This is a genomic window from Burkholderia seminalis, from assembly GCF_001718535.1.
Lineage (GTDB): Bacteria > Pseudomonadota > Gammaproteobacteria > Burkholderiales > Burkholderiaceae > Burkholderia > Burkholderia seminalis.
Window position 1 is genome coordinate 2,802,995 of the sequence record NZ_CP013400.1, and the last position, 16,228, is coordinate 2,819,222.

Genomic DNA, 16,228 nt, shown 5'->3' on the forward strand with positions numbered 1-16,228 from the left:
ATGGTCTCCAGGCCTGGGAACGCGAGTTTCCAGGCTTTTTTTGCCGGTGCGCGCGACGCGGCGAAGCGCCGCATCGCCGCCGCATCGCCGCCGCGCTGCCGCCGCACTGCGAATCCGCCGCCGGTGCTACGATCGCGTTTTGTGTTCCGGAGCAGACATGAACGCGCTCGGCATCGTCTCCGAATCGGACAGCAGGACCTCGGCGCGCAAGCCGCCGTTCATCCCGTCGTTCGGCTTTTACGAAATACACGAATCGAAGCCGATCGATGCCGATCCGGCGCGCATCATCGATGCGGTCTCCGCGATCAACATGCGCACGGATCCGGTCGTCGATACGCTGCTCAGCCTCCGCGAATTCCCGGCCGCGCTTGCCGCCTCGCTGTGCCGCGGCACCACGCGACGCGAACGCGAACGCTTCGGCCTCCATGCATTCACGCCGCTGCATCGCGACGACACGTCGCTGTCGCTCGGCCTCGTCGGCCGCTTCTGGCGTCCCGCGCCCGACGTGCGCGCCATCGCCGATGCCGCCGCCTTCGTCCGGCACGACGACCCGCGCGATGCGAAGCTGGTGCTCCGGTTCGAGGTCGTCGGGCTCGCCTCGGGCGCGCACATGCTGCGCACGGAAACGTTCATCCACTGCCCGAGCGAGCGCACGCGCTGGCTGCTCACGCCGTACTGGCTCGCGATCCGGCTGGGGAGCGGCTGGATCCGGCGCCGCACGCTCGCGGCGGTGGAGACGGCGCTGGCCTGAGCCGGCCGGTCAGAACGGCTTGATCACGACCAGCCCGACGACGATCGCAGCCGCGGCCACGACCGCGCCCGCCGCCTGCCCGAGCCACGCAGCCGGCGCGACGGCGAGATCGTCGCGCGCCATGCGCCGCAGCGTGCCGGCCAGCATGCCGTGCAGCGCCGACAGCGCGACGACGACGGCAAGCTTCGCCGACAGCCACGCCGCGCCGAACCAGTGACCGCTCAGCGCGATCGCGATCCCCGTGACCCAGACGATCGCGAGGGCCGGCGCCGTCACCGTGCGATCCCAGCGCCGCACCGCGCGATGCACGGCGAGGTTCGCGATCCGGACACCGACGGACAACATCAGCAGCCCGCCGACGAACGTGACGACAGCCGCCACATGCACGGCCTTCAGCACCAGGTAGATCATCGCGCGTGCCGCCGGCGCGCGATCCATCCCGCACTCGCCAGCCCCGCGAACGGCACGACGGCCGACAGCACGAGTCGCGCGACCTCGCGCCCGCTCCACAGCCCGCTCGAGGCGGTGCCGGCGAGCGCCCACACGTACATCGCGAACGCGATGCCATGCACCGGCCCCATGATCGATACCGCGGCCGGATAACCGGCCAGATGCTTGAGCGGCACGGCGACGCACACCAGCACGACGAGCGTGGCCGCCTCCAGCAACGACAGGTACTGCAGGTTCCGCAACGCGTTGCGATCGTCTTGTGTCATCGGCCGGCTCCATCCAGGTTGATCCGCCGCGATTGTCGCGTGTGGTGCGGGTTCCGGCCATTGGCTAGAATGACATCTTTCAACGGATTCCGGCCACGGCCGCGAACGCCATGCACACGGTCGCCGTTCTCGCCTTGCCCGATGTCGTCCCGTTCGACCTGGGCATCGCGTGCGACACGTTCGCGCGCGTGCGGTTGCCCGACGGCGCGCCCGCCTACCGCGTGCGCGTGTGCAGCGAGCAGCCGCGCGTCGCCGGCGACCTGTTCGAGCTGCGCCCGCCGTTTCGTCTCGACGCGCTGGCCGACGCCGATACGATCATGGTCCCCGGCACGTCCGTGCCGCTCGCGCCGACGCCGCGCCGCGTGCTCGCCGCACTCCGCGAAGCGGCCGCGCGCGGCAGCCGGATCGCGTCGATCTGCAGCGGCGCGTTCGTGCTCGCGGAAGCCGGGCTGCTCGACGGCCTGCGCGCGACGACGCACTGGCTCGCGGCCGCCGAACTCGCACGCCGCCATCCGCACGTCGACGTCGATCCGAACGTGCTGTTCGTCGACAACGGACAGATCCTGACGTCGGCCGGCGCGGCGGCCGGCCTCGACCTGTGCCTGCACATGATCCAGGCCGACTACGGCGCGGCGGTGGCCGTCGACGCCGCACGCAGTGCGGTGGCGCCGCGCGTGCGCGAAGGCGGGCAGGCGCAGTTCATCGCGCCGGAATGGCCTGCCGGCGGCGACGGGCTGCAAGACCTGATGGACTGGCTGCAGGCGAACCTGCGCAAGCCGCTCACGCTCGATGCGATGGCCCGCAAGGCGTCGACGAGCGTACGCACGCTGACGCGGCGCTTCCAGGCGCAGACGGGCACGTCGCCGCGCCAATGGCTGCAGACCGCTCGCGTCCGGCACGCGCAGCAGTTGCTGGAGGTGACGGAGCTGTCGATCGAACATGTCGCGACGGAAGCCGGGTTCGGTTCGGTCACCGCGTTTCGCGAACGGTTCGCGCGCATCGTCGGCACGTCGCCGCAACGCTATCGCCAGACGTTCCGCGCACGCGCCGGCGCATGACGTTCCCCAGGACCGCCATCCGAAGCATGAAACCGTCGCCCCCTTTCGCGCCAACCGGACCCGACCGATGACCCGCATCCGCAACCCGCTGAACATCGCGCAGCTCCAGGCGTTCGTCTCCGCCGCGCACCTCAAGAGCCTGCGCGCCGCCGCGCGCGAACTCGGCGTCACGCAGCCCGCTATCACGCACACGATCCGCGAACTCGAAACGGCGCTCAACGCGGAGTTGCTCGCGCGCAGCGTGCGCGGCGTCGAGCTGACCGCATGCGGCCACGCGCTGCTGCCGCGCGCCGAGCAGCTGCTCGGCGACATCCGCCGCACGGTCGAGGCCGTCGAGCAGGTGAAAGGCGAGATGTCGGGGCGCGTCGCGGTCGGCACGATGCCGTCGATCGCGCTGACCGCGCTGCCGCACGCGGTGACGGCGTTCCGCCGGTCGATGCCGAACGTGAGCCTCCATCTGGAGGAAGTGACGGTGCCCGACGCGCTCGCGCAGCTGCGCAACGGCACGCTCGACATCGCTGCGATGCACCATGTGCCCGCGCTCGACCGCGATTTCACGCAATCGCCGCTGCTGTCGACCGAATTCACGATCGTGATGCGCGACGGCCACCCGCTCGCGCATGCGCGCCGTTTAGAGGAACTGCTCGATGCCGAGTGGATCGTCACCGTCGGCGCCGAGCAGTTTCCGCACAGCGTGATGGTCGGGATGTTCGAGAAGCACGGGCTGCCGCTGCCGAAACGTCTGCTGCGCTCGCCGATGTCGTTCGCGGTGACGCTCGGGCTCGTCGCGCGCTCCGACGTGATCGGCTGCTTCACGCGCCCGCTGGCCGCGATGGTCGCGCCGCTCGGCATCCGCACGGCCGAACTCGACGAAAGCATGCCGCGCTTCGACCTGTCGATCATCGCGCGGCGCGACCTGCTGCCCACGCCCGCCGTGTCGCAATTCGTCACGTGCCTGCGGCGCGCGGTCAACGAAACGCTCGGCTGAATCGTTCCTGTGTCTGAAACGGCGGCGCCCGCAACGCGCCGCCGCCGGGCCCGGTATCGGGGCTTGTCCTAGGCGCCCTGCCGGTATTTTGTCTTGATAATCTTGCGCACGTCGCGCACCCGCATCGGGTGGGCGAAACGGACTGTCCGACGCGAAGCCGCGGCGGACCGAAGGCTTACGGCGCGGCACAACCGCGCACCCATCGAACAAAACGAGGAGTCACCGAGTGAAAAAGATTCTTGCGGCTGTGACCGTTGCCCTGCTCGCCGTATCGGCAGGCAGCGCGTACGCGAAGGACTGGTCGACCGTGCGGTTCGGCGTCGACGCCAGCTACCCGCCTTTCGAATCGAAAGGCGCCGACGGCAAGGTTGTCGGTTTCGACGTCGATCTCGGCAATGAAATCTGCCGCCGCATCCACGCGAAGTGCGTGTGGATCGAAAACGACTTCGACGGGATGATCCCGGCGCTGAAGGCCCGCAAGTTCGACGGCGTGCTGTCGTCGATGTCGATGACGCCGGCGCGTCAGGAACAGATCGCCTTCTCGGCGAAGCTGTTCAACACGCCGACGCGCCTCGTCACGAAGAAGGGCACGGGCCTGATGCCGACGGCCGAATCGCTGAAGGGCAAGTCGGTCGGCGTCGAGCAGGGCACGATCCAGGAAACCTACGCGAAGACGTACTGGGCGTCGAAGGGCGTGAACGTCGTGCCTTACCAGAACCAGGACCAGGTCTACGCCGACCTGATCTCCGGCCGTCTGGACGGCGCGCTGCAAGACGCGGTGCAAGCCGAGATCGGCTTCCTGAAGACGCCGCGCGGCGCGAACTTCGACTTCGCCGGCAAGGACATCGACGATCCGAAGACGCTCGGCAACGGCGCCGGTATCGGTCTGCGCAAGGAAGACACCGACCTGAAGGCGAAGATCGACGGCGCGATCGCCGGCATGCGCAAGGACGGTACGTACGACAAGATCGCGAAGAAGTACTTCGATTTCGACGTCTACGGCAAGTAATACGGCCAGCCGGCGCGCCGCGCGCCGCGATGAAACGGGCTCCGCGAGGAGCCCGTTTTTTTTGCGCGCGCGGGTTGGGCGACGTTATTTTTTCCGTACCAAACCGATGATTCGCAAGGAAAATCCGCGCGTTCCGGTACCGGTTTGATGGCGACGACGCAGGCAACGTACAATCGTCCTTCCACGCACACCGGATCCTTCGCGGCTGCGCCGCACTCCCCCATCATGCAAACGCAGACCCATCCGCTGATTTCCCCCGCCGTCGGCACCGAACGCCAGATCACGAGCTTCCACTACGGCCCGCGCGGCGGCAAGAAGGTCTACATCCAGTCGTCGCTGCATGCGGACGAACTGCCCGGCATGCTGGTCGCCACGCTGCTGCGCCGCAAGATCGCCGCGCTCGAGACGGCCGGCAAGCTGCGCGGCGAAATCGTGGTCGTGCCCGTGCCGAACCCGATCGGCCTGTCGCAGCACGTGTTCGGCGATCACCTCGGCCGCTTCGAGCTCGGCTCGATGCAGAACTTCAACCGCAATTTCTACGATCTCGCGGCACTGGTGCTGCCGCGCGTCGAACACCATCTCACGAACGACGCGCAGCGCAACCTCGTCGCCGTTCGCGCCGCGATGCGCGAAGCGCTCGACGAGCAGAAACCGCGCACCGAACTCGACTCGCAGCGCCTCGCGCTGCAGAAGCTGTCGTTCGACGCCGATATCGTGCTCGACCTGCACTGCGACAGCGATGCGGTGATGCACCTCTACACGAATCCCGACCTGTGGCCGGACGTCGAGCCGCTGTCGCGCTATCTCGACGCGCAGGCGTCGCTGCTCGCGCTGAATTCGGTCGGCAACCCGTTCGACGAAATCCACAGCTTCTGCTGGTCGGATCTGCGCAGCCGTTTCGGCGACCGCTTCCCGATCCCGAACGGCGCGATTTCCGTCACGGTGGAACTGCGCAGCGAACGCGACGTGTCGTACGAACTCGCCGAAAAGGACGCACAGGCCATCGTCGAGTACCTGACCGAGCGCGGCATCGTCGACGGCACGCCGGCGCCGCTGCCGCCGCTCGCGCATCCGGCCACGCCGCTCGCGGGCACCGATCCGCTTGTCGCGCCGGTGTCGGGCGTGATCGTGTTCCGCACGCCGGTCGGCGCGATGATCGAGGCGGGCCAGGCCGTGGCCGACATCGTCGATCCGCTGACCGATCGCGTCGTCACGCTGAAAAGCAGCGTATCGGGCGTGCTGTACGCGCGCCAGATCGTGCGCTTCGCGACGGCCGGCATGGAAGTCGCGCGCGTCGCCGGCGCGACCGCGATCCGCACGGGTTCGCTGCTGTCGGCCTGAGCGCGCGGCCCGCGCGCCGGGCCACGGCGCGCAGCGCACGCACCAACGAAATCGCCCGCTTGCGCGGGCGATTCGCTTTCCGGAGGGCACGTCGGCGGCCGGCGACGGCCGCCGGCCGTTCGGCGTGAAGACCGTTCAGAATGCCGGCACGATCGCGCCGCCGAACTTCTGGTCGATGAACTTGCGCACGTCGTCCGATTCATAGGCCGCGACGAGCTTCTTCACCCACGGCTTGTCCTTGTCCTGTGCACGCACCGCGATCAGGTTCGCGTACGGCCCGCGCAGGTCCTCGATCGCGATCGCGTCCTTCACCGGCGTCAGCCCGGCCTTCACCGCGTAGTCGGTATTGATCGACGCGGCATCGACGTCGGGCAGCGCGCGCGGCAACTGCGCGGCGTCGAGTTCGACGATCTTGATCTTCTTCGGGTTCTCGGCGACGTCGAGCGGCGTCGCGTTCACGCCGTTCGTGCCGACGCCCGGCTTCAGCTTGATCACGCCGTACTTCTGCAGCAGCAGCAGCGCGCGATTGCCGTTCGACGGGTCGTTCTGGATGCCGACCTTCGCCCCCACCGGCAAGTCCTTCAGGGACTTGAGCTTCTTCGAGTAGAAGCCCATCGGCGCCGTGTAGGTGAGCCCGACGTTCACGATCCTGTAACCGCGCTGCTTGATCTGGCTGTCGAGGAACGGCTGGTGCTGGAAGCCGTTCGCGTCGAGGTCGCCCGAATCGAGCGCCGCGTTCGGCTGCACGTAGTCGTTGAATTCGATGACCTTGATCGCGAGCCCTTCGCGCGCGGCGACCTTCGTCACTTCGGTCCAGATCTGCGCGTCGGGGCCGCTCATCGTGCCGATCTTCAGCGTTTGCGGATCGGCGTGCGCGCCGGGCGCCGCGAATGCCAGCGCGGCGGCGAGTGCGCCGAGGCCGGTCAGGATCGAACGTCGCATGGTGTCCTCTTGTCCCGTGTCGTTTGTTGGAGCACGGATCGTGACACGGGGCCCGAACGCGACAAACCAAGCTTATTTCATGTGCATATTCCGGATCGGGATCGATTCTCTGCCGAAATCGGTATAACCCCCGCTGGCCAACCCGGGCAGAATTCGGTGTCGCATCGGCGCCACACATTCTTCATATGACAGTCGCTGTCATATTCATTACGTGCCCCGCCGATAAAGTTGCGGCCGGTCCGTGAAAGCGCCCAGAGAGAGCGCCGGAACCGCAACTGGACACGCCATTTATTCGCTCGGAGAATCCTTTGAACAAGAAACTGTTGACCATCGCCGCCCTGGCAGCAACGGCCGGCACGGCGCACGCACAAAGCAGCGTGACGCTGTACGGCGTCATCGATGCCGGTATCAGCTACGTGAACCACAGCAAGACCGCCAACGGCGGCACGGGCAAGCTGTTCAAGTACGACGACGGCGTTGCCCAGGGCAGCCGTTGGGGCCTGCGCGGCACCGAAGACCTCGGTGGCGGCCTGAAGGCGATCTTCGTGCTCGAAAACGGCTTCAACAGCGGCAACGGCACGATCGGCCAGGGTGGCGCGATCTTCGGCCGCCAGGCTTACGTCGGCCTGAGCCAGTCGCAGTACGGCACGGTCACGTTCGGCCGCCAGTACTCGTTCTCGACCGACATCCTCGGTTCGAACTACTCGACGGGCGGCAACACGGTCGCGGGCAACTACGCGTACCACGTGAACGACATCGACCAGCTCACGTCGAGCCGCATCAACAACGCCGTGAAGTTCCAGAGCGCGAACTACTCGGGCTTCACGTTCGGCGCGTTGTACGGCTTCTCGAACTCGACGGACTTCGCGGGCGCACCGGCCACGACGTCGGGCACGACGACGACGGCAGGCTCGTCGCGCGCATACAGCTTCGGCCTGAACTACGCGAACGGCCCGGTCTCGGTCGGCGCCGCCTACACGGACATCCGCTACCCGAGCCAGTCGTCGCCGGCCTTCTCGACGACGATCGCGAACCTGAGCACGGGCAACGTCCGCGACCTGCGCACGTACGGCGTCGGCGGCCGCTACGTCTGGGGGCCGGCAACGGCATGGCTGCTGTGGACGCGTACGCAGTTCTCGACCGTTTCGGGCGCGGGCGGCACGTTCTACAACGCATACGAAGCAGGCGCGAAGTACGCGTTCACGCCGGCCCTGTCGGGCGGCCTCGGCTACACGTACACGAACGCGACGCAGAACGGCAATTCGTGGCACTGGAACCAGGTCAACGGTATCGCCGACTACGCACTCAGCAAGCGAACGGACGTGTACGGCCTGGTCGTGTACCAGCAGGCTTCGGGCAAGGGCGTGCAAGCGCAGATCGGCTCGAGCACGAGCTACTTCAACACGTCGGGCACGGGTTCGAAGAACCAGATCGCCGCTCGTATCGGTATCCGTCACAAGTTCTAAAGCGTCCGCTTAACTCGCGGATCACGACGGCAAGAAGCGCCCCGCTCCACGCGGGGCGCTTTTTTATGGGCTTTTAAGTTTCGCTTAATTCTGGGCTGAGACGATGCTCTCACCCCCCCTGTTGGCCGCCTGAGCATCGGCGGCTTTTTTTTTAAATGCCGACGGCGCCGCCATCGATTGCCCACAAGACAGGATCGGAGGCCATGATGATCGAAGATACCGTTTTCAGCCATCTGCACGCGATTCTGACGTGCCAACACTCGCTGCCGGTCCAGAGTTGCCGCGTCTCGGTCGAAATGCAGCGCCCGTGGGGCCGACCGTATCGGCTCGTCGAATGGACGATGCATCTCGACGCCCCCGCACGGCGCCAGATCGTGCCGGCCGAATCGACCGACGAAGAGATCGCCGAGGTCGTCGCCTCGCACGTGCCGGGCCGCCTTTACGGCGACGGCCGGCTGCAGTTCTGACCGCGCTCCCGCGCCACCCGCGTCCCGCCTGTCGGCCGCGCCGCACGCATCGTGCGGCAGTCGGTCTCGTTTGACGCGGCAACGAAACCTGCTACGCTGCGCGTTTTCGTCCACGCAACACACGATGGAAAACGCATTCAACGAACGTGGCGTCATGGTCACGCGCAACGGCCTGTCGGCCGCCGGGCAGGTATTCGCACTGCGTGACATCCGTCACGTCGATGTCGTCAAGATTCCCAAGAACCGCCTCGTTCCGTCGCTGATCTCGCTGATCGGCGCGGCCATCGCCGTCGCAGGCGGCATCGGCGCATCGAGCGCCGCGCTCGTCGTCGGCGTGATGCTCGTCGTCGTCGGCTACCTCGCCTGGGCCACGCAGGACATCACGTACCGGCTGATGGTCGAGATGCCCGACGGCAAGCGCGAAGCGCTGTCGAGCACCGACGCCGCGTTCGTCGAACGCGTCGCGCAGGTCGTGCGCGATGCACGGGCCGCCAGGACCGCCACTCCCGCCAACTGATCCCCTTCACGCGGCTGCACGCTTCGATTCACGGTTGCCGGACGCACGCGGTGCGTGCCGGCACGTGTCGGCACGTGCGGCTGCCTCGGCGAACCGTCTTCCCGCACGTCATCGCCCGCCCCGCGCCTGCGCCGCGCGCGCCGACCGCCTAGTATGGAAGGAGCGGCGCGCCGCCGCATCGTCCGAGGAGGCCAGCATGAACGTCCAGTCGCTGTCCGGCACGCTTCGCGCGCAGGAATTGCTGATCGTGTCGATGATCCGCGCGCTGCCCCCTGACGCACGCCGCGCGCTCGTCGACCTCTACACCGAACAGATCGTCTTCGCCGAACAGGCCGGCCTCGACGTCCACAGCGATCGCGCGACGCACGAAGCGTTCATCGCGCACGCGCGCAACCTGCTGATCCGCATCGAAGCGCTGGCCTGACCGGCGCGCGCACGGCTCCCGAAAGGGCTGCCGCCGCGCGTGCGAGCCGCGCACGCGAGCGCTCACTCACGCCGCCTTTCATCCTTGTATTGATAATAATTCTCATTTACACTGGTAAAGTTGTCAGTTGCCTTTCAATTCGCCGTTTGCCGCCTGCCGCGCGCAAACGGGCCAGCCAGGTGAACGCGTCACCCAGCCAGCCTTCGGGCTTGTTATCGTCAATGGGAGACCACCTGTGCATTGTTATTCGCTGGCGCGGCGGCCGATCTGTGCCGCGCTGTTCGGCGCGTTCGGCCTGTCCGCCGCCACGGCTCACGCCGATTCGTCGCCGCAAGGCGCCAACCCGCCTTCCGCCGTCCTCGTCGCCGCGTCCGAGCGCGGCGACGCGGCGCTGCTCGACCCCGTCACCGTCACGGCCACCCGCACCGCCACCGCCGCGAGCCGCACGGCGGCATCCGTGTCGGTGATCACCGACGAGGATCTCGAGGAACAGCAGGCCACCAACATCAAGGATGCACTGCGCTATGAGCCCGGCATCACGGTGCGCCGCACCGCGTACCGGCCGGGCAGCGCCGCGCTCGGCGGCGGCCGCGACGGCGATTCGAGCATCAACATCCGCGGCCTCGAGGGCAACCGCGTGCTGCTGATGGAAGACGGCATCCGCCTGCCGAACGCGTTCTCGTTCGGCCCGCTCGAAGCGGGGCGCGGCGACTACGCCGACCTCGACACGCTCAAGCGCATCGAGATCCTGCGCGGGCCGGCATCGGCGCTGTACGGCAGCGACGGCCTGACCGGCGCGGTGAACTTCATCACGAAGGACCCGCGCGACCTGCTGTCGATCTACGACAAGCCGTACTACTTCTCGTTCCGGCCAAGCTACGACTCGGCCGACCGCAGCATCGGCGCGACCGTGTCGGCCGCGGGCGGCAACGACCGCATCCTGGGGATGATCATCGCCGACGGCCGGCGCGGCCACGAAGTCGATACGCGCGGCAGCAACCATTCGGCGAGCACGCTGCGCACGACGTCGAACCCGCAGGACGTCTATTCGGAATCGCTGCTCGGCAAGCTCGTGCTGACGCCCACCACGCGCGACACCTTCAAGTTCACCGCGGAAACGGTGCAGCGGCGCGTGAGCACCGACGTGCTGTCGGCGATCAACCCGCCGACCACGCTCGGCCTCACGACCCACGACCGGCTCGAGCGCAACCGCTTCAGCGTCGACTACGACTTCCGCGACGACGCGTTCCGCTGGTTCCAGACCGCGCACCTGCAGTTCTACTACCAGGACGCGAAGCAGGACCAGTACGCGTTCGAGACGCGCGGCGCGCCGCTGAAATCGCGTTCGCGCGACAACCAGTACCGGGAACGCACGTTCGGCGGCTCCGCGTTCGCCGAAAGCGGCTTCGCGACCGGCCCGTTCGCGCACAAGCTGCTGTATGGCGTCGACGGCAGCCTGTCGCGCGTGACGAACCTGCGCGACGGCACGGTGCCGGGCGTCGGCGAAGCGTTCCCGAACAAGGCGTTCCCCGACACCGACTACACGTTGTTCGGCGCGTTCGTGCAGGACCAGATCGGCTACGGCCGCCTGCTCGTCACGCCGGGCCTGCGCTTCGACACGTACCGGCTGAGCCCGACCGAAAACGATCCGCTGTTCACCGGCAAGGCCGTGTCGACGAGTGCGAACGAACTGTCGCCGCGCGTCGCCGTGCTCTACGAGATCACGCCGGCCGTCATTCCGTACGTGCAGTACGCGCACGGCTTCCGCGCGCCGACGCCCGACCAGGTGAACAGCAGCTTCTCGAACCCCGTGTACGGCTACACGTCGATCGGCAATCCGAACCTGAAGCCCGAGACGAGCGACACGTTCGAAGCCGGCCTGCGCGGCAAGGCCGGCACCGGCTACGGCGTCGTGCGCTACAGCGCGGCCGCGTTCACGGGCCGCTACCGCAACTTCATCTCGCGCACGACGATCGCCGGCGCCGGCCGGCCGTCGGACCCGTTCGTGTTCCAGTACGTGAACTTCGCCGACGCGCGCATCCACGGCCTCGAAGGCCGCGCCGAATGGGTGATGCCGAACGGCATCACGCTGAAGACGGCGATGGCGTTCACGAAGGGCTCGACGCAGAACGACGGCGCGGCCAGCCAGCCGCTGAACACCGTCAACCCTTTCTCCGCCGTGTTCGGCGTGCGTTATGAGCCGAGCGAGCGCTGGTTCGTGCAGACCGACCTGCTGTTCCAGGCCGCGAAACGCGACAAGGACGTCGACAAGTCCGATTGCTCGAACAAGGCGTGCTTCACGCCGCCGTCGTCGTTGGTCGTCGACCTGCGCGGCGGCTACCGCTTCAGCAAGCACGTGAGCGCGACGATCGGCATCCGCAACCTGTTCGACCGCAAGTACTGGAACTGGTCGGACGTGCGCGGCATCGCGGCCGATTCGCAGGTGCTCGACGCGTATTCGTCGCCCGGCCGCACGGTCGCCGTCAGCATGAAAGTGGATTTCTGATGCGCATCGCCCGCGCACCCACCCCAACCGCTACTTGAAGGAGTCCGACATGATGCAATCCGCCCTTCCCGGTCAATCGGCCGGCCCGGCCCGTGCGGCCGCCGCGCTGCGCGACGCATTCATCAAGCTCAAGACCGAGCGTCAGCTGCGCAACCGCGACGTCGCCCAGGCGCTCGGCGTCAGCGAAGGCGAGGCGCTTGCCGCGTTCGTCGGCGAGCACGTCGTGCGGCTCGACGCGCGCTTTCCGGCGATGTTCGAGGAAATGCCGCGCCTCGGCCGCGTGATGGCGCTCACGCGCAACGACACGGCCGTCCACGAGAAGGACGGCGAATATGCGCAGATGAGCCACGACGGCCCGGTCGGCCTCGCGCTCGGCGACATCGACCTGCGCATCTTCTATCGTCACTGGGTGTCGGCGTTCGCGGTGCGCGACGAAACCGCGCACGGCCCGCTGAAGAGCCTGCAGTTCTTCGACGCGCAAGGCCATGCGATCCACAAGGTGTACCTGCGCGCGCACAGCGACCACGCCGCGTACGACGCGTTCGTCGAACGCTGGCGTGCGCCGTCGCAGGAGCCGGGCCTCGACGTCGCGCCCGCCGCACCGAAAACACCCGAGCGTGCCGACACCGAGATCGACGTCGCGGGCTTCCGCGCCGCGTGGGAAGCGATGACCGACACGCACCAGTTCTTCGGCATCACGCAGCGCTTCGGCGTGAGCCGCATGCAGGCGCTGCGTCTCGCCGAGCCGCACCATGCATATCCGGTCGAAACCGCGCATGCGCTGCGCCACGTGCTTCAGCAGGCGGCACAAAGCGGCCAGCCGATCATGGTGTTCGTCGGCAACGCGGGGATGATCCAGATCCACACGGGTCCCGTCGCGAACGTGCGCGAGGTCGGCGCATGGATCAACGTGCTCGACCCCGGCTTCAACCTGCATGTCCGCGAAGACCTGATCGCCGCCGCCTGGGTCGTGAAGAAACCGACGAGCGACGGCATCGTCACGTCGCTCGAACTGTTCGACCGGCAGGGCGACCACGTCGCGCTGCTGTTCGGCGAACGCAAGCCGGGCAAGGTCGAACGCGACGACTGGCGTGCGCTCGTCGCGACGCTGCCGGCGGCCGCACGCGGGGGCGCGCGGTGAGCGCGCGGCCGTTCGATCCGCGCCGCCGCGCCGTGCTCGCGGGCGCGGCGGCCGGCGCGCTCGCGGGCGCGCTGCCCGGCAGCGTGCTCGCCCAGGCTGCGCAGGCCGCCCCGAAGCGCGTGGTCGTGATCGGCGGCGCGCTCGCGGAAACCGCGTTCGCGCTCGGCGGTGCCGAGACGCCGCGCTACCGGCTCGTCGGCGCCGACACGACCTGTACGTATCCCGACGCCGCGAAGCGTTTGCCGAAAGTGGGCTACCAGCGCGCGCTGTCGGCCGAAGGGCTGCTGTCGCTGCGCCCCGATCTCGTGCTCGCGTCGGCGGAAGCCGGCCCGCCCACCGCGATCGCGCAGGTGAAAAGCGCCGGCGTCACGATCACGACGTTCGACGAACGCCACGACGTCGAATCGGTGCGCGCGAAGATCACGGGCATCGCGCAGGCGCTCGACGTGCGCGAGGCCGGCACCGCGTTGCTGCAACGTTTCGAGCGCGACTGGCAGGCCGCGCGTGACGCGGTCGCCGCGCGCGCGCCTGCCGGCGTGCAACCGCCGCGCGTGCTGTTCGTGCTGAACCATACCGGCAACCAGGCGCTCGTCGGCGGCCAGCGCACGGCCGCCGACGCAATGATCCGCTATGCGGGCGCGCGCAACGCGATGCAGGGCTTCGATCACTACAAGCCGCTGACGACCGAGGCACTCGCGGCCGCCGCGCCCGACGTCGTGCTGATCTCCGACGAAGGGCTGGCCGCCGTCGGCGGTCGCGCCGCGCTACTGGCAACGCCGGGTTTCGGTGCGACGCCGGCCGGCCGCGCGCGGCGCGTGGTGTCGCTCGACGCGCTGTTGCTGCTCGGCTTCGGCCCGCGCCTGCCGCTCGCCGTCACGACCCTGCACCGACGCCTGTCGGATGCGCTCGCCTGATTCCGGATCATCTCGATGCCCGCTCACGCTTCGCCCTTCTCCGCGCCGTCGCCCGCCTCGCGCGCCGGCGCCGCGCGCGTCGGCACGTCGCGCCGCCTGGCGCCGTTCACCCTGGCCGCGCTCGCCGTGCTCGTGTGCGCGATGTCCGTCGTCGCGCTGTGCGTCGGCGCGTATCGCATTCCGCTCGCGGAGGCCTGGGCCGCCCTGAGCGGCGATGCCGCCGCGCAGCAGGCGCGCGCGGTGCTGCTTGACATCCGCGCGCCGCGCGTCGCGCTCGCGCTGCTGGTCGGCGGCGGCTTCGGCGCGACCGGTGCCGCGATGCAGGCGCTGTTCCGCAATCCGCTCGCCGATCCGGGCCTCGTCGGCGTGTCGAGCGGCGCCGCGCTCGGCGCGACGACGATGATCGTGCTCGGCCCCGCGCTCTTTGCCGCGCACGTGAGCGCGGCCGCGCTGCCCGTCGCCGCGTTCGTGGGCGCGCTCGCGGTCGCCGCGCTCGTTTATCGGCTCGCCGCGTCGCGCGGCCGGCTCGCGCTGCCGCTGCTGCTGCTCGCCGGCATCGCGATCAACGCGCTGGCCGGCGCGGCGATCGGCCTGCTCACGTTCGTCGCCGACGACGCGCAGTTGCGCTCGCTAACCTTCTGGAGCCTCGGCAGCCTCGGCGGCGCGCAATGGCCCGCGCTGGCGGCCGTCGCGCCATGCGTCGCGATCGGCTGCGTGCTGCTCGCGCGCGAACGCGACGCGCTGAACGCACTGCAGCTCGGCGAAACCGAGGCATTGCATCTCGGCGTGCCCGTGCAGCGGCTGAAGCGGCGTGTGCTCGTCGCGGTCGCGCTCGCGGTCGGCGCGCTCGTCTCGTGCGCGGGCATCATCGGCTTCATCGGGCTCGTCGCGCCGCATTGCGTGCGGCTCGCGTGCGGCCCCGACCAGCGCATCGTGCTGCCCGGCGCCGCCCTGCTCGGCGCGTTGCTGACGCTCGCCGCCGATCTCGCCGCGCGCACCGTCGCCGCGCCGGCCGACATTCCGCTCGGCGTGCTGACCGCGCTGCTCGGCGCACCGTTCTTCCTCGCGCTGCTGTGGAAGAGCCGCGGCGCGCTCGGCGGGTAATCCCTTCCTCACGACGACCATGCTGACCGCCCACCACCTCGACGTCGCCCGCCGGCACCACGCGATCCTGCGCGACCTGTCGCTGTCGATCGAACCCGGCCGCGTGACCGCGCTGCTCGGCCGCAACGGCGCGGGCAAGAGCACGCTGCTGAAAACCTTCGCCGGCGAACTGACCGGCAGCGTCGCGCCGAACGGCGTGCGCGTGACGGGCGACGTCACGCTGAACGGCGAGCCGCTCCAATGCATCGACGCGCCGCGGCTCGCGTGCCTGCGCGCGGTGCTGCCGCAGGCCGCGCAGGCGGCGTTCCCCTTCAGCGTCGACGAAATCGTGCTGCTCGGCCGCTATCCGCATGCGCGACGCAGCGGCGCGACGTCCCGCCGCGATCGCGACATCGCGTGGCTTGCGCTCGAACGCGCGGGCGCCGATGCGCTCGTCGGCCGCGACGTGACGACGCTGTCGGGCGGCGAGCTCGCACGCGTGCAGTTCGCCCGCGTACTCGCGCAGCTGTGGCCGGACGACGACGCAGCGGAACGCGGCCCGCGCTACCTGCTGCTCGACGAGCCGACCGCCGCGCTCGATCTCGCGCACCAGCATCGCCTGCTCGACACCGTGCGCGCGGTTGCACGCGAATGGCAGCTCGGCGTGCTCGCGATCGTTCACGATCCGAACCTCGCCGCGCGGCACGCGGATACGATCGCGATGCTCGCCGACGGCACGATCGTCGCGCACGGCGCACCGCGCGACGTGATGACGCCCGCGCATATCGCGCAATGCTATGGATTCGCGGTAAAGATGGTGGACACCGGCGACGGTGCGCCGCCGGTGATGGTGCCCGCGTAGCGCCGGGCGCCGCACGGCTCGATGCCCGCGATCGTCCGCCGCT

The 16,228-nt window shown here is 68.9% G+C and carries 17 protein-coding genes; 14 read left to right on the forward strand and 3 right to left on the reverse strand.

Annotated features, from left to right (window positions below):
* Window positions 1-157: 157 nt before the first annotated feature.
* Window positions 158-751, forward strand: a complete 594-nt coding sequence (locus tag WJ12_RS32990) for a hypothetical protein (protein ID WP_059559015.1) — start codon at window positions 158-160, stop codon at window positions 749-751.
* Window positions 752-760: 9 nt separating this feature from the next.
* On the opposite strand, the gene WJ12_RS32995 is transcribed toward WJ12_RS32990, so the two are convergent.
* Window positions 761-1,162 carry a CopD family protein gene (locus WJ12_RS32995; protein ID WP_034187860.1) on the reverse strand — a complete coding sequence of 134 codons (402 nt, stop codon included), beginning with the start codon at window positions 1,160-1,162 and terminating at the stop codon, window positions 761-763.
* The gene (locus WJ12_RS33000; RefSeq protein ID WP_049032938.1) at window positions 1,159-1,467 is read right to left on the reverse strand and encodes a DUF3817 domain-containing protein; all 309 of its coding nucleotides are present in this window, start codon (window positions 1,465-1,467) and stop codon (window positions 1,159-1,161) included. Before WJ12_RS33000 ends, WJ12_RS32995 begins: the two co-directional genes overlap by 4 nt.
* 110 nt (window positions 1,468-1,577) lie before the next feature.
* Here WJ12_RS33000 and WJ12_RS33005 point away from each other — a divergent pair, with 110 nt between their 5' ends.
* From WJ12_RS33005 to WJ12_RS33020, 4 genes are all read left to right on the forward strand, one after another.
* Window positions 1,578-2,525, forward strand: a complete 948-nt coding sequence (locus tag WJ12_RS33005; protein WP_059559017.1) for a GlxA family transcriptional regulator — start codon at window positions 1,578-1,580, stop codon at window positions 2,523-2,525.
* A gap of 67 nt (window positions 2,526-2,592) precedes the next feature.
* Entirely contained in the window at window positions 2,593-3,513 is a 921-nt protein-coding gene (locus WJ12_RS33010) for a LysR substrate-binding domain-containing protein (protein ID WP_034187745.1), read from the forward strand.
* A gap of 226 nt (window positions 3,514-3,739) precedes the next feature.
* Window positions 3,740-4,522: an ABC transporter substrate-binding protein gene (locus tag WJ12_RS33015; protein ID WP_034187744.1), complete on the forward strand. Its 783-nt coding sequence runs from the start codon at window positions 3,740-3,742 to the stop codon at window positions 4,520-4,522.
* A gap of 225 nt (window positions 4,523-4,747) precedes the next feature.
* Window positions 4,748-5,863, forward strand: a complete 1,116-nt coding sequence (locus tag WJ12_RS33020) for a succinylglutamate desuccinylase/aspartoacylase family protein (protein ID WP_034187743.1) — start codon at window positions 4,748-4,750, stop codon at window positions 5,861-5,863.
* A gap of 135 nt (window positions 5,864-5,998) precedes the next feature.
* Here WJ12_RS33020 and WJ12_RS33025 read toward each other — a convergent pair whose 3' ends face one another.
* Window positions 5,999-6,805 carry a MetQ/NlpA family ABC transporter substrate-binding protein gene (locus WJ12_RS33025; RefSeq protein WP_034187742.1) on the reverse strand — a complete coding sequence of 269 codons (807 nt, stop codon included), beginning with the start codon at window positions 6,803-6,805 and terminating at the stop codon, window positions 5,999-6,001.
* 308 nt (window positions 6,806-7,113) lie between these two features.
* Here WJ12_RS33025 and WJ12_RS33030 point away from each other — a divergent pair, with 308 nt between their 5' ends.
* The 9 genes from WJ12_RS33030 (at window position 7,114) to WJ12_RS33070 (ending at window position 16,185) form a co-directional block, all read left to right on the forward strand.
* Entirely contained in the window at window positions 7,114-8,271 is a 1,158-nt protein-coding gene (locus tag WJ12_RS33030; protein ID WP_034187741.1) for a porin, read from the forward strand.
* A gap of 206 nt (window positions 8,272-8,477) precedes the next feature.
* Window positions 8,478-8,738 carry a DUF2866 domain-containing protein gene (locus WJ12_RS33035; RefSeq protein ID WP_011548992.1) on the forward strand — a complete coding sequence of 87 codons (261 nt, stop codon included), beginning with the start codon at window positions 8,478-8,480 and terminating at the stop codon, window positions 8,736-8,738.
* A gap of 124 nt (window positions 8,739-8,862) precedes the next feature.
* Window positions 8,863-9,255: a DUF6232 family protein gene (locus tag WJ12_RS33040; protein WP_059559020.1), complete on the forward strand. Its 393-nt coding sequence runs from the start codon at window positions 8,863-8,865 to the stop codon at window positions 9,253-9,255.
* 196 nt (window positions 9,256-9,451) lie between these two features.
* Window positions 9,452-9,679, forward strand: coding sequence for a hypothetical protein (locus tag WJ12_RS33045; RefSeq protein WP_049034581.1), 228 nt, complete (start codon window positions 9,452-9,454; stop codon window positions 9,677-9,679).
* Between the two features lie 235 nt (window positions 9,680-9,914).
* A complete protein-coding gene (locus tag WJ12_RS33050; RefSeq protein WP_059559022.1) occupies window positions 9,915-12,185 on the forward strand; it encodes a TonB-dependent hemoglobin/transferrin/lactoferrin family receptor in 2,271 nt (756 codons plus the stop codon).
* A gap of 49 nt (window positions 12,186-12,234) precedes the next feature.
* Window positions 12,235-13,326 carry a hemin-degrading factor gene (locus tag WJ12_RS33055; protein ID WP_034187859.1) on the forward strand — a complete coding sequence of 364 codons (1,092 nt, stop codon included), beginning with the start codon at window positions 12,235-12,237 and terminating at the stop codon, window positions 13,324-13,326.
* Window positions 13,323-14,240, forward strand: coding sequence for a heme/hemin ABC transporter substrate-binding protein (locus WJ12_RS33060; RefSeq protein WP_059559025.1), 918 nt, complete (start codon window positions 13,323-13,325; stop codon window positions 14,238-14,240). The genes WJ12_RS33055 and WJ12_RS33060 overlap by 4 nt, the downstream gene beginning before the upstream one ends.
* A gap of 15 nt (window positions 14,241-14,255) precedes the next feature.
* Window positions 14,256-15,344: a FecCD family ABC transporter permease gene (locus WJ12_RS33065; RefSeq protein WP_034187736.1), complete on the forward strand. Its 1,089-nt coding sequence runs from the start codon at window positions 14,256-14,258 to the stop codon at window positions 15,342-15,344.
* Between the two features lie 19 nt (window positions 15,345-15,363).
* Entirely contained in the window at window positions 15,364-16,185 is an 822-nt protein-coding gene (locus tag WJ12_RS33070; protein ID WP_059559027.1) for a heme ABC transporter ATP-binding protein, read from the forward strand.
* The last annotated feature ends 43 nt before the right edge of the window (window positions 16,186-16,228 follow it).